Origin of the sequence: Polaribacter uvawellassae, from assembly GCF_039748955.1 — a bacterium.
Classification (GTDB): Bacteria; Bacteroidota; Bacteroidia; order Flavobacteriales; family Flavobacteriaceae; genus Polaribacter; species Polaribacter uvawellassae.
In genome coordinates this window covers 83,166-102,487 of sequence record NZ_JBDIZN010000005.1, presented here as the reverse complement: position 1 = coordinate 102,487, position 19,322 = coordinate 83,166, and the positions used below count along the sequence as shown (strand labels likewise).

Genomic DNA, 19,322 nt, shown 5'->3' with positions numbered 1-19,322 from the left:
TTAATACTTAATTTCTGTTAAAAACAACCCTTTCGCCGGAACTGATAATCCTGCATTTGCTCTGTCTTTACTTAAAATAATATTTCTAAAATCTTCTTTATCTATTTTGTTTTTTCCTACATCAACCAAAGTGCCAACAATTGCTCTAACCATATTTCTTAAAAAACGATTTGCCGTTATTTGAAATATAAGTTGATTGCCTTCTTGCACCCAAACTGCTTTTGTTACCTTACAATTAAACGTTTTTACTTCTGTTTTTACTTTAGAAAATGCTTGAAAATTTTCATATTCTAACAAAATTTCAGCAGCTTCATTCATGGCATTTACATCTAATTTCTGATGAAATAATTGCCAAGTAGTTTCTAGCAAAAAAGGGTTTCTTCCTAACCAAATTCTATATTCATAACTTCTGGTAAGCGCATCAAATCTGGCATGTTTTTCATCAGCAACTTTTTCTACTTGATGCACAACAATATCTTCTGGTAAAATAGAATTTAATTTAAATACGATATTATTATCTAATTCAATAGCAGAATCAAAATGCGCAAACATCTGTGAAGCATGCACTCCTGTGTCTGTTCTACCAGCGCCAACAATACCAATTTCTTCTTGTAAAACAATGCTTATCGCCTTGTTAAGTTCTTCTTGAATTGAGTTCGCGTCAGGTTGTATTTGCCAACCATGATAATTTTTACCTAAGTATGAAAGTTCTATAAAATATCTCAAAAAACAGTACTTTTGTTAACATCAAAACTACATAAATTAATTTGTTATTAGCATTTTTAAAACGTGAAAAAGATTCTTCTATTATCAGACACCCACAGTTATATTGACACACAAATTTTAAAATTTGTAAAACAAGCGGATGAAGTTTGGCACGCAGGAGATATTGGTGATTTACAAGTAACCGACACTATAAAAACGTTAAAACCATTACGTGCTGTTTACGGCAATATTGATAATACAGATGCGCGATTAGAATTTCCGTTAGACAATAAATTTACGGTAGAAAATGTTACTGTTTGGATGACTCATATTGGTGGTTATCCTGGAAAATACAATCTAAGAGTTAGAGAAGAATTACAACAAAATTCGCCACAATTATTTATTTGTGGTCATTCACATATTTTAAAAGTACAGTTTGATAAAAAACTAAATATTTTGCATTTAAATCCTGGTGCTGCAGGAAATCATGGTTTTCATAAAGTAAGAACAATGATTCGTTTTACAATTGATAAAAAAGAAATAAAAGATATGGAAGTGATTGAATTAGCTACGCGTGGCTAGTTTCTTTTTTCTCTAAAATTGGCAATTCAATTTTAATTTTTGTGCCAGTTTCTGCGTTAGAATCTATAAAGAACTTTCCTTTCATCATTTGTATTCTGGCTTCAATTTGATTTATTCCTAAGCCATCTTTTTTAGGAATATCTGTTTTATCAAATCCTTCGCCATCATCCTGAATATCAACAAATAAAACTCCATCTTTATCTAATATTTTCACAGTTGCTTTTGTTGCATTACTGTGCTTTAAGATATTATTGACTAATTCTTGAATGATATTATTTGCTTTAATTTCAAAACTCTGTTGATAACGTCTTACACTTTTAATGTGGGTATTTATTTCAATTTTAGAATTCGAATATTTTTCTGCCATGTCTTTTATAGCATATTTCAATCCAAATTTTAGTAAAACTGATGAGACTAACGTATGCGATAAATCTCTTATTGTTTGCGAAGCTTCTACAATTATTTTTTGTGTTTTATCAATCTCCACAGGAGTTTCGCCATTAAATTGCATTTTACTTGCTTGTAAGTGTAAGTTGGCAGAAGACAATAAAGAACTAACACTATCGTGTAATGTTTCTGCTATTTGTTTACGCTCCTCTTCTTTACCATCTAATGTTGCATTTAAAATACGAACCTGCGATTCTGATTTTAACTTTTCTAAGTTACTTTCTTGTTCTAATTTTGTTTGATCTAAATGCAATTTTAAATTCTTTTGGCGTAATTTATAATTGTAAATAATCACTCCAGAACTTAAAATTATTAGTACACTAAGAAGCCCAAAAAACCAAGCTGACTTCTTTGCCTCTGCTTCTTCTAATTTTACTTGCTCTTTTTTTAGATCTACTTGAAATTTCTCATAAACTCCTTTTACAAGGTGTTCTACCTCTACATCTCTTAAACTATCTTTTATGATGAAGGATTTTTCTTGATAATCATACGCTGTATAATCTTTTAAGTTATATAAAGCCCAAGCTAAATTAAAATACAGATCACGTTTATATTTAAACGCAGTACTACTATTGTCATTTTCAATTAAATCTAATGCATTATAATATACTTCTTTCGCTTCTTTATATTTTTCTTCTAAGACATAAATACTTGCTAAATTTCCAAGAGCTGAAGCCTCATGTAATTTATTATTTGTCTTTCTTCTAATTTCAATTGCTTTTAAAGAATATTCTTTGGCTTCATCATATAAAGAACTCTGTATATAAATACCAGATAAATTATTATATGCTGATGCTTTTATACTCTCTAAATCATTATTTAAAGATTTTAGGTCTATAATTTTATTAAAATAATATCTAGCACTATCAAGTTTATTAATAACTATATATTCTGTACCAAGTTTTAAAAAATTATCAGCTAAAGCTTTATTTCTAGAGAAACTTAAATCATATTTTTTTATTTTTTCACTAAACTGTGACTCATCGCTTTCTAATAATAATGTTAAAGATTTTTTTAAATACTTAAGCGCATTACTATGGTTATTTAATTTTACAAATAGTTCTCCAACTTGATAAGTGCTTAAAAATTCTACATCTTTATTATTTGCTTTTTTAGAATCCTCCAATAACTTTAAACTTAACTCTAAAGAACTACTATATTCATTTTTTTTAATGCTTTTTTTAATGCTTAAATAACGATTTTGTAATACAGTATCTTGTTGTTGCAAAACAGATAAAGGAAAAACCTCTTTATAAAAGATTTTTCCTTTATCTATTGAACTAGCTACAACTTTTAAAGTAAATACTAGAAGTAAATAAAATAGTATGTATGTCTTTTTCAAAATTTTTTATTCATTGTGGAATACAAAGTAATTCTTAGCCACCAAAACTATCATTATCAAAAATAATAATTGGTTTTCTTATAACTGACTCTGCTAAACCTTTTCCTAATAGTTTGTGATTTACAAAATCTAGCTTTAAAACTCCTGTATCTGGTACATTTAATGCTCTAGAAAATTTATTTTCAGAACTAGCTCCTTTAGATAAATGCACTTCATAAGTAGCTAAATCTTCGTTGTAAACAAACTCTGTTTTTACATTATTGTTCACTTCAAAATCTAATTGAATTGTGCCATCATCATTTGTAGTTAATCCATATTCTTTTAAGAACTTTTTACTGGTCCCTTTAGCAAAGGTAATATTTTCATCTTCAACAGAAAATTTCATTTGTTTTCCAGTTTCATTATCAAAAAAACCAATACTTAATTTATTGTTATCTAAAGTAAAATCATTTCTATATTGATTTTGAGTATTATGACTTACCTTATTTAAATGAACCTCATTTGTTGATGAGTTAATACCTTTACGAACATCTGAAAAAGTATTGTTTGCAACTACATAATCTACAGAATAAGATCCTGATGCATCTCTTTTTAATTGTACTTCTTTTAATAAAGATTCTTGAGGGGTTTCAAAATCTGTTTCGTTTGTTGAACAAGATGCGAAACTAAAAGCTAAAACTATGGCTAAAAAGCCTACACTTAGTTTTTTCATGGGAATAAATTTTTAAAATTTGATTAGACTTGATTAATTATTTTCTTTATAAAAAAATGAGTGAGTTAGCAAAACTGCATTTATATAGGATTGGGGGGATTTCTTATTTAGGGGGATAAATCTTTTAATGAAATCTCTATTTAGGGAATAGAATTCTATATAATCTTGTTTTTAACGGCAAACATTGCTAAGCCCACTGCATTTTTTACATTTAATTTTTTTAATAAATTTTTTCTATACGTTTCTACTGTATTTACACTTAAAAACAACTTATCTGCCATTTCTTGTGTACTATATTCTTTTACTAGAAGCTTTAACACTTCCATTTCTCTTTCTGTTAAACCATTTATTACATCAAAATCTGGTCTAGAACCTTCACTTACATTATAACCTAATGATAAATTAAACAACCCTTCTTTAATGTCATCACTAAAATAAGGATCTCCATTATAAACAGATTTAATTGCTTTTAAAATATGTTCTCCAGCACTTGTTTTTGATATAAAACCATCAGCTCCAAAAGTTGTTAATTGTTTTACCAATTTAGCATCATCATAACTAGACAACATAATAATTTTTTGATGTTTCTTCTTTTTGTTAAACTTTTTCAACACCTCTATACCATCTAATTCAGGCATATTAATATCTAACACCAAAATATCTGCTTCGTTAGTTTTAAACCATTCTATAACTTGTTTTCCTGTTAATGAATAACCAACAACCTCTATATCTTTATCAGTATTTAGCATCGCAATAATCCCTTCAATCAGAATCATGTGATCATCTGCGACATGAACTTTAATTTTTACTTTCATAATTAATTACCTTACAAATTTAAACTACAATTACAGTTTGTACAATACCCATTTATGGGGTTTTTTTTACCTCACGGAAAACCGTGAGTTGACTCACGGAAAACCGTGAGTTGAGCCTCTCACGGAAAACCGTGAGTTAGCTCTGTAACTATCTGATTTTCTTACTCTTATGAGCACTATTTTTTACTGTTTTTTTAGACCACTAATTTACAAAAATTAATTGCTTATTGTTTTTTCTTATTTTTTTCTAAAAAATAAAAAGCATAAAAAAGGCTAATTTTATACATGTAAAATATAAAAACTAAAAAACCGAAGTATTAAACTTCGGTTTTTTCGCACTAAATATACTAAGATGTTAGGTTTACCTTAATCTGTCTACAGATTTTACGAGATCTTCATCCTTTTTTATTGCTTTATTAGCCAAAGCTAACAACACAATAACTATAACCGGAATAAACATCCCAATACCCTTCTCAGAAACTTGCGTTTCTCCAGATACAGTTAGAGACAAATATATAAGTACACCTAATAAATAGAAGTTAATCAACATATTTACTCTTCCTATTACAAATTGTAATTGTCTATTCTTATATAAAAAAATAGCAATTACTGATAGAATAGCAGATAGTAAATATGAAAAAAATATTGTTTTTAAAAGTAAACTTGTTTCATTTATTAAATCTGGAGCAGAAATAATTTTTGTTGATTTTTCTGTCCATAAACTAAATACAAAAATCAATCCACCAGAAAATAGAGCGGCACATAATAAATATAATGTTTGAATTCTTTGTATCATTAGTACTAATTGGACAGCAAAAGTAAAACTTTCTTTTTTTAAAAAGAAACATTGTAGTTAAAAATAATTACATATATTTGCTAATAATTCAACTACACACTCGTATTAGCCAAAAGCTTTACAATACTGAATCAAAAAAATTCAACACAAATAATTCTTAATTGTATTAAGAAAAATCCCACTATATTAATTTAACAATGTAAAAATGTTCGAAATCACAGAACTGAAAGCCAAAACTCTTACAGAACTACAAGAGATTGCAAAAACTATTGGATTATCTAAAACAAGTCAATTAAAAAAATTAGATCTTGTATATCAAATTTTAGATACTCAGGCAGCGAATCTTGCTAATCAAGAAAGACCAAAGGCCGAAAAACCAAAAAGAAAAAGAGTTGTAAAAAAGGTTGTACATAAAAAACCTGAAGAAAAAACAGCTCCGATTGTAAAAGAAGAAAACAATCCAAAACCAAAACCAACTCCAAGAGAAAAAGTGGCTGAAACTAAGTCTGAAGTTCAAAAAACTGAAGAAAAACCAACTACACCTGAAGCAACTTCTGATGAAGAAAAAACTGAGCAAAAAAAACCTGTTCATACTAATCAGAAACAGAAAACTAACAATCCTAACCAGAACAAAAACAGAAATAATAATCAACCAAGAGAAAAAGTTTCTAAAGGAAATAAAAGCAATTCACGTTATAAAGATCCAGATTTTGAGTTTGATGGAATTATAGAAAGTGAAGGTGTTTTAGAAATGATACCAGATGGTTATGGTTTTTTACGTTCTTCTGATTACAATTATTTATCATCTCCTGATGATATTTATGTATCTCAATCTCAAATAAAGTTATTTGGTTTAAAAACTGGAGATACCGTTAAAGGAAATGTTCGTCCACCAAAAGAAGGTGAAAAATATTTTCCTTTAATTAGAGTTTCTAAAATTAATGGATTGAACCCAAATGTTGTTAGAGACCGAGTGTCTTTCGAGCATTTAACACCATTATTTCCTCAAGAAAAGTTCAATTTAGCAGAAAAAGGGAGTTCTTTATCAACAAGAATTATCGATTTATTTTCTCCAATTGGAAAAGGACAACGTGGAATGATTGTATCACAACCTAAAACAGGTAAAACAATGCTTTTAAAGGATGTTGCTAATGCAATTGCAGCAAATCATCCAGAAGTATATCAAATTGTTTTATTGATTGATGAGCGACCGGAAGAGGTAACAGACATGCAACGTAGTGTTCGAGGAGAAGTTGTTGCTTCTACTTTTGATGAACCAGCTGAAAAACATGTTCGTGTTGCAAATATTGTTTTAGAAAAAGCAAAAAGATTGGTAGAATGTGGACATGATGTTGTGATTTTATTAGACTCAATTACACGTTTAGCTAGAGCTTACAATACAGTTGCTCCTGCTTCTGGTAAAATTTTATCGGGTGGTATAGACGCAAATGCATTACACAAACCAAAAAGATTTTTTGGGGCAGCAAGAAATATTGAAGGCGGTGGTTCTTTAACTATTATTGCTACTGCATTAACAGAAACTGGTTCTAAAATGGACGAAGTAATTTTCGAAGAATTTAAAGGAACTGGTAATATGGAACTACAGTTAGATAGAAATATCTCTAACAGAAGAATTTACCCTGCTATTGACTTAATTAAGTCAAGCACACGAAGAGATGATTTACTGTTAGATGAAAAAACTGTTCAACGTATGTGGGTATTAAGAAAATACCTTGCAGATATGAATCCTGTAGAAGCAATGGAATTTATCAACGAAAGAATTAAATTTTCTAAAAACAATCAAGAGTTTTTAATTTCTATGAACGGATAATTAAAATACAATTCATAAAAAAAACCGAATCAATATTGATTCGGTTTTTTTTATGTTTTAAAGTTTTACTAATTACTCAATTCCGTAATAAGCACCTCTATTATCTACAATTTCTGCAGCTTCTTTAATAGCATTGTACATTAAACTTGTTTGAGATTTTCTAGTACTTGCTAATCTATTTCTATAAGAATCATAATTTGGTAAAGCAACTGGCGCTTCTCTTTTTGTAACAACAAAAGCAAAAACTCCTTTTCCTCCTTCAACATTATTAAACAATGTATTCTCTTTTGCTGAATACATTGCACCTACAATTTTAGGCTCAAATCCTACAGCAGAAATAATTGGAGATTGCATTGAAATTGCAGAAGCTGTACTAACAGCTTGTTTTGTAGATGTTGCAATATCAGCTAAAGTTGCTCCAATCATTGTTTTATTAATGATTGCCGCTTTCTTTTGATTCATTAAAATTGGCCTAACAGTGTTTGTTGCTCTTGCGGCAGACATTAAACCTTTAAATGTTTTGTTTGTAATTACAGCTACAACATGTCCATTGTTTGTATCAAATCTTTGATAAGCACCAACTTCATTCTCTTTTTTATGAGACCAAGTAACTATTTCTCTTTGATTACCAATTCCAGGAACTGTTTCGTCTAATATTTTTAAACCAAATGCAGATTGAGGGCTTAAAGCTTTTTCTTTTGCAACATCTTCAAACTTTTCTCCGTTTGATAATGCTAAAGCAAATGTTTCTGCATTTTGAAAAATTGTATTCTCTGTAGCTTGTGATGCTTCTATTCTTCTAGCAAAAGTTGCAATTTTAACTGCTTGTTGCTTGTTTTTACTTTCATCAACTCTAATAATGTGGTAACCAAATTTAGTTTTTACTACTTTTATGGTTCCTTTTTTATTGAAGAATAATGCTTCTCCAAAATCTTTATCTAAAGAAAAAGCAGCACTTGGATTAATCCAATCAATATCTCCACCTTTTCCTTTTGTTCCATCAGGGTTAACTTCATCAGCAATTTCAGCAAATTTCTTTGGATTATTTCTAACTAATTTAAAAATACTGTCAATAGATTTTTTTGCTTGAGCATCTGTTATTTTAGTGTCTGGTCCAGAAGATGCAGAACCAATAAAAGGAAGTAAAATATGTGCTCCTTTTACAGAATCTGGAATCTGAACTACTTCATTAATTTTAGAAATTTTAAAATATCCATTGTCTTTATAAGGACCAAATACATCTCCTTTTTTTCCATTAAAAACTTGATCAGCAATAACTGCAGAAACTGTAGTTTTAAAGTTATATCCATTATCTAAAGTTAAATCCGAACCGTTATCAGCAAAAAACTCAGCATCATTTTCTGTGTTTTTAAAACCTTTTACTCCGTCTTTATCATCTAATAAACCAGCAACCTCATTTTTAATATCATCTTCATCTTCTTGTGTTGGAATAATATCAAACTTTACATATTTAATATCTGCAGAAGCATCTACTTTAAATGAAGTTGGATTTGCTTTTATATAAGCTTCAATTTCTGATTTAGTAACAGTAACTAAGCTATCTGCAACTGTTGTAAATGGAACATATACATATTCTGCAGTAATTTTTGTATTATCAGTTAAATACTGTAACTCTCCTTCTTTTAAAGAAGCACCAACACCAGCAGTAATTAAATTATTGTACGTTGTGGTTTCTAAACCACTTTTAAGTTGCCCCATAAAAGCTGACCAAGATGCCCACATTTCTGGGTCGTCAGATTTTGTTAAAGCTAAATATTCTTTTAATTTAGCTTCGTCAAACAAACCAGCAGCGTTTAAAAACTGTGGATTTGTTTTTACAGATTGGTTTTCTATAAGAGCAGTCCAAACATCATTTTCTCCAACAGTAATTCCTGCAGCAGATAATTGTGTTTGATAAATTTTTTCTCTTACTAAGTTATCCCAAACTATTTTAGAAGCTTGCATATCTGTAAGTCCGTTACCTACTTGTGCTTTATAAGCTTCTAAAGCTTCGCTAAAATCTTTTCTTGATATTACTTCTCCACCAACTTCTCCAACTGTATTTACTTTAGTTGAATTGAAAAAATCTTGGATACTTGAAGGATCTAATACAAAAGCAAACAAAGCCAATCCAATTACTAGGATTAATGCCATTGAACGCTCTCTAATTTTAGATAAAATTGCCATACATTATTTATTTAATTAACAGGGAGCGAAAATACAATATCGGTTTTAATAATGCAACTGCTTAGCCACAATTATTTACGATATTTTTTAAGGATAAATTTAATCTTCTATATCGCCAATTTGGAAGTGTATTTCTTCAATTTTTGAGGAGCTAACTTTAAGTATTTTAATCACAAAATCTTCAATTCTTATTTCTTCATTAACATCCGGAATATTTTCTGTATGTTCTATTATAAAACCACCCAACGTTTCGTAAGCTTCTTCTTTTGGGATGTTTAAGCCGTATTCTTCGTTCAAATAATCTATTTCTAACCTTGCAGAAAAACGAAATTCAGTTTCGTTAATTTGCTCTTCGAGTAACTCTTGAGAATCGTGTTCGTCTTCTATTTCTCCAAACAATTCTTCAACAATATCTTCAACAGTTATCATACCTGACGTTCCGCCATACTCATCTAAAACAATAGCAATACTTTTTCTTTTTTTGATTAAATTGTTTAAAACATCGTGAATAATCATCGATTCTGGAACAATTTCTATTGGTAAAATAACAGAACGAATCGTTTTTGGTTTTTTAAATAACTCAAAAGCATTTACATAACCAACAATATCATCTAACGAGTTTTTATAAATCAAAATTTTAGAAAAACCTGTTTCAATAAATATATTTCTTAAATTAGGGATTGTTTCATGAAATTCAACTGCCATCATTTCTGTTCTTGGCACCATAATTTCTCTAGCTTTTACTTTATGAAAATCTAAAGCGTTTTGAAATATTTGAATTTCAGAATCAAAAATATCGTGAGCATTACTAGTTTCTATCTGTTCGTTTATATAATTCCCTAATTCTTCTCTACTAAATTCTGTTTGCTCTTCGTCTTTATTAGTTCTAAAAAAAACACGTAGAAAAAAATCTGAAATAAATGTTATAAATGATGAGAAAAAATGAAAAATAACATAGAAAAAATAAGTTGGTACTGCAAAGTATTTTAGTGCTTCATTGGCATAAATTCTAAAAATTGCTTTTGGCAAGAATTCTGCTGTTACTAAAATTAATAAAGTAGAGATAATGGTTTGAATTAACAATATTGAAAATTCATTAAGCGAATCCGAAGGTAAAAACCCTACTAAAAAATCGCCCATATAAATACTGTAAATTACCAAAGCAATATTATTACCAACTAACATTGTGGTAATAAATTTTGATGATTTATTTGTAAGCTTTGCAAGTATCTTAGAAATAAAGTTATCCTTCTTTTTTTCTAATTCGATATGTAATTTATTGGCAGAAACGAAAGCAATTTCCATGCCCGAGAAAAATGCAGAAAGTAATATTGAAATAACAATTATTGCTATTTGTGTTTCCATGTAAAGTTTTACTGGTTATTTTTAGATTGTACTTTTTTTCTAAAATATCTTTTAAAGAAAAACACTAAGGTAATAAAAACTGCAAACCCAAGCATTAAATAAGATCTTTCTCTGTTAGTATTCCAACCTAAAATTGCTTCAACCAAAAACACAATTGCAATTATCAAATATGCATATTGTAAATATTTCCAAAGTGTATTCATTTTATTCTTCTTTTGTAATTAGTTCTCCAGATAATTTTTTTGCTAAAAACTTTGTTAAATCTTTTTTAGATTCAAAACCAATTCCTCTAATTGTATCTGTTGGGTTTGTTAATTTAAATTTTTTTTCTGAAAAAAAATAATCTGTATTTTGATCCCAAAATAACTGATCTGTATATAATTTTGATTGGTCTGTATGATTAATGATAACCACATTTCCTTTTAACTCAGTAATCATTGTTTTTAAATACGAAATAGAGTAATCGCCAAGTATAGTTGTTGAATCTTTCCCATTATTTTCAAACGTTATCAATCTTATTCCTTCAGGAAATTCATTATACGGATGTTCTACTCTATTGCTAAAATCTTTTAACAAGGGTGCAAATAGCTTTGATGTTGTTCGTCCAGAATCTCTATAAACATGTGCAATCTCTTTTGCAACTCCAACTGGTAAATTTTTTACAGAAAAAAACTCTCTAACTTCATTTGAATTATTAGTGCAAGAAAAAAACATTGCTACTATACCAATAGTAGCAATGTTTTTACATATTTTCTTTGAACTAAAATTCATTATTATTTTTCGGAAACTTTTACTGTTTCTCCTATCCAACATTTAATTGTGTATGGTGTTCCTGCTTTTATTGTTTCACTAAACATTAATTTTTTAGAAGGTTCTTGAGAAAGATAATTCTTAATATATCTAGATGCAGTAGATGCAATACTTGGATCTACAGAAGCAGCTCTTCTTGCTTGATATAAAGCAGCAGTATAAACCATTCTTTGTTCAAATTCTGTTGTTCCACAAGCACTTGCACTAGTCGCATATAAGTTAGCAATTAATAAATATGCTTTACCAAAATTTGGATTATTTTTTAATGCTTGTCTAGCATAACTTCTTGCTTGAGATTTTTGCCCTCTTTTAGCAAACAATTGTGCAATTTTATACTGATTCTTAGCCTTTTCAAAAACGTCTGGCTCTTGATCTACAGCTTTCTTATAGTAATCCATTGCTTCTGTTTCTTTACCTTTCTTATATAAGATACCAGCAAAATAAACCAATGTTTTTGGCGATGGATCTGCAGCAACCCAAGCTTCTACTAATTTTTCATACAATGGTTCATCTGTACACTCTTTAGAGTACATTCTAGAAACAGCTCTATTTAACCATTTTACATTTGTTTTATTAGTTTCAAACTCTCCAGTATATAAAGGAATCAATCTTTCACAAGTAGATAACTCTACAATAATTTGATCTAAACCTGCTTCAACTTGACCTAATGCTTTTGAGTTAATAGAATAAGCTCTTAATAAACTTTTTTCTCTTTTTTCTAAAGTCTCACCTTTTTCTTCTTTTGCTTTTAAAGGCACTAGCTTTTTAGCATAATAATCTAATTTTTCACCTACAGATTCTAAAACATCATCATAAGTATCAAATACTTTTTGAGGATTAGTATCTTTATTTCTATCTGTAACGCCTTGAAAATATTTGTATATATTTCTAACACCCATTTGTGTTGGGTCTAAAGAATATGCTTTTTCTAATAAAGCAAAAATTTCGTCATCAGAACCTATTTTTTCTCTCGCTAAAAACGTTGCGTAATCACTATGCATTTTTGCCGCATCTTTAGGGAAGTACTGTAACCTTTGTTCGTAAATCTTTTTTGCTAAAGCGGTAAACTCAGCTTTATCGCTACCAGCTTTTAATTGATCTTTAACCAATCTGTCGCCTAATTTATAGATGTTAACTGATAACTCAGGACAGTCATTCATTAATTGTTTTAACTTAGGTAATGCAGTGTCATACTTTTTAGTTTGAACTTCTCCTTTAAATAAATTGTATACTCTACCACAATCAGTAGTGTTCTGTGCTAAAATGCTAGTGTTTAAAAGCAGTGTTATTGCTGCAAGTAAGAACGTAATTTTTTTCATCATCTATCTGTTTTTAATTAGTCAATTGATTTTTTTACAAACCAAGCTTGTTGCCCAAATGCGCTTAATGATAAACTTAGTTTAAAGTTAAAATAGTTTTCTTGTATTAAGTTGTTTATTGTTGATCCTTTTTGACCGTACTCAATTCCTAAATTTAGGTTTGATAAACTTCTTAATGGTAAACCTAAACCAAAAGATATGCCAAAATCTTTTATTTCAGTAAAATTTCCTGGTGTGCTTGTTCCATTCACCAATAAACCTGTATTTTCAAATCGGACTCCAGCCCTATATGTAACTCTATCCCAGTAACTTGAAATTGAATTGTCTTTTGGCAGATAAAAACCACCAATAGAAACTCTACTCGATTTATTATATTTATATGATGAGTTAGTTAAAATTGAACCTTGCAAATCTAAAGCATTTTGAAATTCATATTCTATTCCTGCATACCACTTATTCTCTTTTCCAAGTCCAACACCTAAACCTGTTTTCATTGGGTTTACAATTTTACTATCAATAGAAGCACTGTACAATGTGTCTTTTGGAATTTCTATAGTAGAAGAAGTAATAGCTACAGAATATAAATTTTCTGTTCCAGAAGTTTTTAAATTATTTTCTAATTTAAAAGCGGCACCTATATTTAACATTAATTTGTTATCTAACTCCTTTATATAATGCATTCCTAATTTAACTCCTGTACCTCTAATTGTAGTTACTTCATTGTTTTTAGTACCTAATTGTGAATTTAATCTTTGTGATAATATATTATTTTCAGTTTTTCCAAAAACATACTCTCCTTCTAATCCAACAGAAAAGTTTTTTGTGATAGAAATTCCGTATGCTCCATAAATTCTATTTGTTCCTCCAGAACCATAAAATCTTGTTGCTTCAAAAGCATCACCATTAATATCATTTACAATATTTAATAATGAATATCCAACTGTAGTATTTGGCCTTAAACCAAAAGAAACACCTGCATTTTTTCCTACAGGAAAACCAATATTAACATAAGATAAGGTAGATGAAGTTGAGTTTTGTGAACCAGAAAAGTCTTTTATTGTTAAATCATTTACATTTACCCCAATTGAATAGGTTGCAAATCTTAAATATGCATTTGCTGCAGGATTTAAGAAATTTAAATGAAAGACATCATTATAAGCAATTCCAATACCTCCCATACTTGCTTGTTCTACTGTTTGTGAACTGTATTGTTGACCAATACCGAAAAAAGAATACGGAGATGAATTTGTTCTCTGCGCAGTTGCTTTTATTGAAATAAATAATAAAAATATATAGAAAATTTTCTTTAACATTCCTTGTTGTTATATATCAAAATTGTGTTTAAACCCTCCAAAACAAAATTTGGATTGGCAAATATGCTACTTTTTAATTGTTTAGCCAAGAAATATGTATCTCCACCTGTTAAAACTAGTGTTAAAAATGAATATTCTCTTTCATATTGCTCTATTGCTCCATTGATTTCATTTAAAACGCCATTAATTATTCCTGAATGAATACTCTCTTCTGTAGTGCATCCTACAAAGTTTTTAGGAATATTTTTTTCTAATAAAGGCAATTTAGAAGTGTAATTATGCAATGCTTTATATCTCATTTCTATTCCTAATGAAATTGCTCCTCCAAAATATTCTTTCTGTTCATTTATAAAATCGTAGGTAATACAAGTTCCTGCATCAATGATTAGTACATTTTTATTTTGAAATTTTTCTACAGCATTTGACACCAAAGCTATCCTGTCTACCCCCAGTGTTTTAGGGGTTTTATATAAATTCTTAAATGGCACTTTTGTGGATGAATCAAGAACTAAAAAAGAAAGTTTTTTATGTAATTGATCTAATTGACTTGTAGAAATATTCTTAACAGAAGAGATAATTCCTTTATCAATATTATATTTGTTGATTAAAAAAACAACTTTTTTAAGTAGATCATTAGCTTCAAAAACAACTACTTCTAATAAGGTATCATTCTCAAAAACAGCAGCTTTAATTCTAGTATTTCCAACATCAATAATTAAATTCATCCTATCATTTTAAGTGGTCTCCAAAAATACAACAGATTTTTTACAATTTTATTTGGTAGATATAAAAAAGGAGTACTATATTTGCATCCGCTAAGGCAATGGTACCTTAGCTCAGTTGGTAGAGCAAAGGACTGAAAATCCTTGTGTCCCTGGTTCGATTCCTGGAGGTACCACAAAAACCACTCTTTTTAGAGTGGTTTTTTTGTTTAACTCATTAAGCAAAATACACATAAACAGCAATTACTATTGCGCAAATTGCAAATCCGGCAGTTTTTAGATGTTTCCATGGAGTAATATCTACTTGCTCTGTATATTTTTGTACATAATCTTCTTTTCTTGGTTTAAACTTACCAATTACCAACATAATTAGGATGTTCAAAATAAACAAAATTGCCATGATATCTAAAAAATGAGGATACGCTTCTGCTTTTATCAATGCTAATTCTTCTATATCTGTAATACCTTTTAAACCAGCCTCTTCTAATGCTGATGCAATAAATCTTGGTTGTAATATAAATTGACTGATAATATATAAAATACATCCAGATAATAATCCGATTTTTGCAGCAATTGCAGGAACTCTTTTTGTGGTATAACCAACTACAATAATTGTTAAGATCGGAATACTATAGATACCATTTATTTCTTGTAAGTACGCGAACAAACTTCCCGCGTTTGCTATTAAAGGCGCAATAAACATGGATGCAATTGCTAATAAAATTCCAAATGATTTTCCGTATTTAACTACCGTTTTTTCAGTTGCGTATTTATTAATATGCTGTTTGTAAATATCAATTCCAAATAATGTAACCGAACTATTTAACACACTATTAAAAGAACTTAAAATTGCGCCAAATAATACCGCCGCAAAAAAACCTAATAACGGAGCTGGCAACACTTTGTTAACCAACATTGGGTACGCATCATCTGCATTTTCTATACTTCCATCAAACATGTGAAATGCTATTAACCCTGGTAAAACAACAATTATTGGTCCTAATATTTTTATAAATGATGCTAATAATAATCCTTTTTGCCCTTCTTCTAAATTTTTTGCTCCTAATGCTCTTTGAATAATTTGTTGATTTGTTCCCCAATAAAATAATTGCACCAACATCATTCCGGTAAAAATAGTATAAAACGGAACTGGATCTGTTGGTCCACCCATCGATTTAAATTTGTCAGGATTTTCAGTTACTAAAATAGACAAACCATCAAACATACTTCCATCACCAATTGCCATAAAACCAAAAATCGGAATTAACAAACCACCAATTAATAACCCAACAGCATTAATTGTATCTGAAATTGCAACAGCTTTTAATCCTCCAAAAATTGCATAAATAGATCCAATACTTCCAATTCCCCAAACACAAATCCAAATTGATTGCTCTTGAGAAACATTTAACATTTCTGGCACATTAAACATTCCGCTTATTGCCAATGCTCCAGAATATAAAATTACAGGTAATAAAACCACAACATATCCAGATAAAAATAAACCAGAAGTCAATGTTTTTGTAGTTGTATCAAACCTTTTTGCTAAAAAGCCAGGAACCGTTGTTAGTCCTCCTTTTAAATATCTTGGCAATAAAAACACTGCAGTTACAACCATAGCAATTGCTGCCAAAGTTTCCCAAACCATAACCGACAAACCGCTTGTGTAGGCTGATCCGTTTAGTCCGACAATTTGTTCTGTTGATAAATTTGTTAACAGTAAAGAGCCAGCAATTACACCAGCTGTTAATGTTCTTCCTCCTAAAAAATATCCGTCAGAAGATTTTTCGTCTGTTTTTCTAGTTTTTAAATAAGAAATAATTGCAACAATTAATGTAAAGCCAATAAAAGTTAGAATTTGCATAAAATATAGGTTTGGTTTTTCGATGTGAAATTTAAACAAATAATTATAAATCTATTGTAGCTACAACAATTTAATTATTTCTTTTAAAATCGGATTTCTATTATCAGTATTCCAAACTACAGACAAGGTAGTTTTTTGTTTAGCCTTTTTTAATTCGATAAATTTTATTTTATGATTATTTAGTATAGCCAATGATTTTGGAACAATTGAAATTCCGAAGTTATTTTCAACCAATTTGTAGATTGAGCCAGCGTGAATTGTATTATGTGATACTATTGGAGAAAACCCACTTTCATCAAATAATTGCATTACTTTTTCGTAATAAGACGAACTATATTTCGGATCAAAAAGAATAAATGGTTCTTCTTTAAATTGTGTTAAACTTTTAAAATTATCAGCATTTATTTGATGATTTTCTGGCAACACCAAACAAAATGACTCTTTTAAAACGGGTTTACTTATCAATCCTCTTGGCACTCTATCAAGCCTTACAAATCCTAAATCTAACTCATATGAAAGCAACCCTTCTATTTGTTTTTCATTGTCCATTTCTTTTAAACTGAACACAATATCTGGATAATCACTTTTAAAACTCATTAATAAATTCGGAATTACCTCTTGCATTGCAGAGCCAACATAGCCAAATTTTAAATCTCCGTTTTTACCATCACTCAACATTTTAGCATGATGCAAAGTATGCTCAATATTTTTTAAATTAATTACCAATTCTTTCTTCAAATACTCTCCAGCTTTTGTCAATAACACTTTTCTATTATGCCTTTCAAACAACACAACACCCAAACCATTTTCCATCTGCTTTATTTGTTTACTCAAACCTGGCTGCGAAATAAATAATCTTTCTGCAGCTTTTCTAAAATGCAAATCTTCTGCAACGGCTAAAAAATATTTGATATGTCTAATTTCTATTTGATAACTCATAGTTATTATTTATTAGATTAAATAATATTGTAAAGCATCAAAAATAAGAATAACTTTGTTAAAAACATTTTTGACACGATGAAATTTAAATACGGTATAGATCATTTAACAGTTAATAAGGTAATTGCCATTGCAAATGGTAGTTTAAAAGCAGAAATCAACGAAATAGCAATCAAAAAAATTACTGAATGTAGACGAAAAGTTGAAACCATGGCAAATGGCGATAAAGCAGTTTACGGAATCAATACTGGTTTTGGGCCTTTGTGTGATGTGCAAATAACACCGGAAGAAACTAGTAAACTTCAAGAAAATTTATTGATTACACATGCAGTCGGAGTAGGAAACCCAATCGATAAAGAACTGTCAAAAATCATGATGATTTGTAAAGTTCACGCCTTATGTCAAGGTTTTTCTGGTGTTCGTTTAGAATTGATTGAACGCATCCTTTATTTTATTGAAAACGATTTATTACCTGTTGTTCCTGAGCAAGGTTCGGTTGGTGCCTCTGGAGATTTAGCTCCGTTATCTCATTTATTTTTACCCTTATTAGGTGAAGGAGAATTCTGGATGAATAATGAAATTGTATCTGCAAAATCAATTTTAGAAAAACACCATTTACAACCTTTAATTCTTCAAGCAAAAGAAGGTTTAGGATTGATAAATGGAACGCAATTTATTTTAGCGCACGCTATTATCGGGTTACAAAAAATGAAGTATTTACTCGATTTGGCTGATGTTTGTGGCGCAATGAGTATTGAAGGTTATCAAGGAAGTGCCTCTCCGTTTAGATCTGAATTACATGAAATTCGTCCGTTTAAAGGAACGATAAAAGTAGCTGAACGCATGAGAATGTTATTCAACAATTCTCAAAACATCAACTCTCACCAAAGTTGTGAACGTGTTCAAGATCCGTATTCAATGCGTTGCATTCCACAAGTTCACGGAGCGTCAAGAAATGCCTATTATCATTTAGAAGAATTGGCAGAAATTGAAATGAATTCTGTTACCGACAATCCGATTGTATTGAGTGAAACCGAAGCAATTTCTGGTGGAAATTTTCACGGTCAGCCGTTGGCAATGGCTTTAGATTATTGTTCGATTGCCGCATCAGAATTGGGAAATATTTCAGACAGACGTTCGTATTTATTATTAGAAGGAAAATTTGGTTTGCCAAGATTATTAACTTCTGGTGGCGGATTAAATTCTGGATTTATGATTCCGCAATACACAACTGCAGCGCTGGTTACAGAAAACAAATCGTTATGCTTCCCTCCTTCTGCGGACAGCATTCCTACTTCTTTAGGACAAGAAGACCATGTTTCTATGGGAAGTATTTCTGGGCGAAAATTCAATCAGATTTTAGGAAATATTGATAAAATATTCGCCATAGAATTGATGTATGCAGCACAAGCAATGGATTTTAGAAGACCTAATACTTTTTCAGAAATCATTGAAGAGAATTTTAAAATCATCCGAAATAAAGTAGATAAATTAGAAGACGACAGAATTTTAAAAGAAGACATCAACAACTTGATTCAGTTAGTAAAAAATCAATCTTTCATCGTAAAATAAA

General features: G+C 29.6%; 17 protein-coding genes and 1 tRNA gene. 4 read left to right on the top strand and 14 right to left on the bottom strand.

Annotation, left to right across the window (positions count from 1 at the left end):
* Entirely contained in the window at nucleotides 1-726 is a 726-nt protein-coding gene (gene truA, locus ABDX67_RS11330) for a tRNA pseudouridine(38-40) synthase TruA (RefSeq protein WP_347175145.1), read from the bottom strand.
* 63 nt (nucleotides 727-789) lie between these two features.
* Here truA and ABDX67_RS11325 point away from each other — a divergent pair, with 63 nt between their 5' ends.
* Complete coding sequence (locus ABDX67_RS11325) at nucleotides 790-1,287, top strand: metallophosphoesterase family protein (protein ID WP_347175144.1); 498 nt, start codon at nucleotides 790-792, stop codon at nucleotides 1,285-1,287.
* On the opposite strand, the gene ABDX67_RS11320 is transcribed toward ABDX67_RS11325, so the two are convergent.
* From ABDX67_RS11320 to ABDX67_RS11305, 4 genes are all read right to left on the bottom strand, one after another.
* Nucleotides 1,274-3,076, bottom strand: a complete 1,803-nt coding sequence (locus ABDX67_RS11320; RefSeq protein ID WP_347175143.1) for a tetratricopeptide repeat-containing sensor histidine kinase — start codon at nucleotides 3,074-3,076, stop codon at nucleotides 1,274-1,276. The two genes, ABDX67_RS11325 and ABDX67_RS11320, sit on opposite strands and share 14 nt — an antisense overlap.
* 34 nt (nucleotides 3,077-3,110) lie before the next feature.
* The gene (locus tag ABDX67_RS11315; RefSeq protein WP_347175142.1) at nucleotides 3,111-3,788 is read right to left on the bottom strand and encodes a hypothetical protein; all 678 of its coding nucleotides are present in this window, start codon (nucleotides 3,786-3,788) and stop codon (nucleotides 3,111-3,113) included.
* A gap of 155 nt (nucleotides 3,789-3,943) precedes the next feature.
* Nucleotides 3,944-4,603 (bottom strand): response regulator, encoded by a 660-nt coding sequence (locus tag ABDX67_RS11310; protein ID WP_347175141.1) that lies wholly within the window; start codon nucleotides 4,601-4,603, stop codon nucleotides 3,944-3,946.
* Nucleotides 4,604-4,964: 361 nt separating this feature from the next.
* Nucleotides 4,965-5,399 (bottom strand): DUF4293 domain-containing protein, encoded by a 435-nt coding sequence (locus ABDX67_RS11305; RefSeq protein ID WP_347175140.1) that lies wholly within the window; start codon nucleotides 5,397-5,399, stop codon nucleotides 4,965-4,967.
* Nucleotides 5,400-5,604: 205 nt separating this feature from the next.
* Here ABDX67_RS11305 and rho point away from each other — a divergent pair, with 205 nt between their 5' ends.
* Nucleotides 5,605-7,230: a transcription termination factor Rho gene (rho, locus tag ABDX67_RS11300; RefSeq protein WP_347175139.1), complete on the top strand. Its 1,626-nt coding sequence runs from the start codon at nucleotides 5,605-5,607 to the stop codon at nucleotides 7,228-7,230.
* 72 nt (nucleotides 7,231-7,302) lie between these two features.
* Here rho and ABDX67_RS11295 read toward each other — a convergent pair whose 3' ends face one another.
* From ABDX67_RS11295 to ABDX67_RS11265, 7 genes are all read right to left on the bottom strand, one after another.
* A complete protein-coding gene (locus ABDX67_RS11295) occupies nucleotides 7,303-9,417 on the bottom strand; it encodes a peptidylprolyl isomerase (protein ID WP_347175138.1) in 2,115 nt (704 codons plus the stop codon).
* Nucleotides 9,418-9,516: 99 nt separating this feature from the next.
* A complete protein-coding gene (locus ABDX67_RS11290; RefSeq protein WP_347175137.1) occupies nucleotides 9,517-10,782 on the bottom strand; it encodes a hemolysin family protein in 1,266 nt (421 codons plus the stop codon).
* Nucleotides 10,783-10,790: 8 nt separating this feature from the next.
* A complete protein-coding gene (locus tag ABDX67_RS11285; protein WP_347175136.1) occupies nucleotides 10,791-10,985 on the bottom strand; it encodes a hypothetical protein in 195 nt (64 codons plus the stop codon).
* A 1-nt stretch (nucleotide 10,986) separates the two neighbouring features.
* Nucleotides 10,987-11,553 (bottom strand): LPS export ABC transporter periplasmic protein LptC, encoded by a 567-nt coding sequence (lptC, locus tag ABDX67_RS11280; protein ID WP_347175135.1) that lies wholly within the window; start codon nucleotides 11,551-11,553, stop codon nucleotides 10,987-10,989.
* Between the two features lie 2 nt (nucleotides 11,554-11,555).
* Complete coding sequence (locus ABDX67_RS11275) at nucleotides 11,556-12,914, bottom strand: hypothetical protein (RefSeq protein ID WP_347175134.1); 1,359 nt, start codon at nucleotides 12,912-12,914, stop codon at nucleotides 11,556-11,558.
* 14 nt (nucleotides 12,915-12,928) lie between these two features.
* Entirely contained in the window at nucleotides 12,929-14,224 is a 1,296-nt protein-coding gene (gene bamG, locus ABDX67_RS11270) for a BamG family beta-barrel-assembly machinery protein (protein ID WP_347175133.1), read from the bottom strand.
* A complete protein-coding gene (locus tag ABDX67_RS11265) occupies nucleotides 14,218-14,949 on the bottom strand; it encodes a type III pantothenate kinase (protein ID WP_347175132.1) in 732 nt (243 codons plus the stop codon). The genes bamG and ABDX67_RS11265 overlap by 7 nt, the downstream gene beginning before the upstream one ends.
* A gap of 100 nt (nucleotides 14,950-15,049) precedes the next feature.
* Between ABDX67_RS11265 and ABDX67_RS11260 the strand changes: the two genes are divergently transcribed.
* Nucleotides 15,050-15,122, top strand: a tRNA-Phe gene (locus ABDX67_RS11260).
* A 41-nt stretch (nucleotides 15,123-15,163) separates the two neighbouring features.
* Here the strand turns inward: ABDX67_RS11260 and ABDX67_RS11255 are convergent.
* A complete protein-coding gene (locus tag ABDX67_RS11255) occupies nucleotides 15,164-16,810 on the bottom strand; it encodes a solute:sodium symporter family transporter (protein WP_347175131.1) in 1,647 nt (548 codons plus the stop codon).
* 60 nt (nucleotides 16,811-16,870) lie between these two features.
* Complete coding sequence (locus ABDX67_RS11250) at nucleotides 16,871-17,749, bottom strand: LysR family transcriptional regulator (protein WP_347175130.1); 879 nt, start codon at nucleotides 17,747-17,749, stop codon at nucleotides 16,871-16,873.
* 78 nt (nucleotides 17,750-17,827) lie between these two features.
* Between ABDX67_RS11250 and hutH the strand changes: the two genes are divergently transcribed.
* The gene (gene hutH, locus ABDX67_RS11245; protein WP_347175129.1) at nucleotides 17,828-19,321 is read left to right on the top strand and encodes a histidine ammonia-lyase; all 1,494 of its coding nucleotides are present in this window, start codon (nucleotides 17,828-17,830) and stop codon (nucleotides 19,319-19,321) included.
* The last annotated feature ends 1 nt before the right edge of the window (nucleotide 19,322 follow it).

Excerpts from the sequence above, each read along its gene's own strand:
- ABDX67_RS11265 (WP_347175132.1), bottom strand. The coding sequence starts at position 14,949 with ATGAATTTAATTATTGATGTTGGAAATACTAGAATTAAAGCTGCTGTT.
- ABDX67_RS11295 (WP_347175138.1), bottom strand. The coding sequence starts at position 9,417 with ATGGCAATTTTATCTAAAATTAGAGAGCGTTCAATGGCATTAATCCTA.
- ABDX67_RS11250 (WP_347175130.1), bottom strand. The coding sequence starts at position 17,749 with ATGAGTTATCAAATAGAAATTAGACATATCAAATATTTTTTAGCCGTT.
- ABDX67_RS11310 (WP_347175141.1), bottom strand. The coding sequence starts at position 4,603 with ATGAAAGTAAAAATTAAAGTTCATGTCGCAGATGATCACATGATTCTG.
- hutH (WP_347175129.1), top strand. The coding sequence starts at position 17,828 with ATGAAATTTAAATACGGTATAGATCATTTAACAGTTAATAAGGTAATT.
- bamG (WP_347175133.1), bottom strand. The coding sequence starts at position 14,224 with ATGTTAAAGAAAATTTTCTATATATTTTTATTATTTATTTCAATAAAA.
- rho (WP_347175139.1), top strand. The coding sequence starts at position 5,605 with ATGTTCGAAATCACAGAACTGAAAGCCAAAACTCTTACAGAACTACAA.
- ABDX67_RS11255 (WP_347175131.1), bottom strand. The coding sequence starts at position 16,810 with ATGCAAATTCTAACTTTTATTGGCTTTACATTAATTGTTGCAATTATT.
- ABDX67_RS11290 (WP_347175137.1), bottom strand. The coding sequence starts at position 10,782 with ATGGAAACACAAATAGCAATAATTGTTATTTCAATATTACTTTCTGCA.
- ABDX67_RS11305 (WP_347175140.1), bottom strand. The coding sequence starts at position 5,399 with ATGATACAAAGAATTCAAACATTATATTTATTATGTGCCGCTCTATTT.
- ABDX67_RS11275 (WP_347175134.1), bottom strand. The coding sequence starts at position 12,914 with ATGATGAAAAAAATTACGTTCTTACTTGCAGCAATAACACTGCTTTTA.
- lptC (WP_347175135.1), bottom strand. The coding sequence starts at position 11,553 with ATGAATTTTAGTTCAAAGAAAATATGTAAAAACATTGCTACTATTGGT.
- ABDX67_RS11315 (WP_347175142.1), bottom strand. The coding sequence starts at position 3,788 with ATGAAAAAACTAAGTGTAGGCTTTTTAGCCATAGTTTTAGCTTTTAGT.
- ABDX67_RS11285 (WP_347175136.1), bottom strand. The coding sequence starts at position 10,985 with ATGAATACACTTTGGAAATATTTACAATATGCATATTTGATAATTGCA.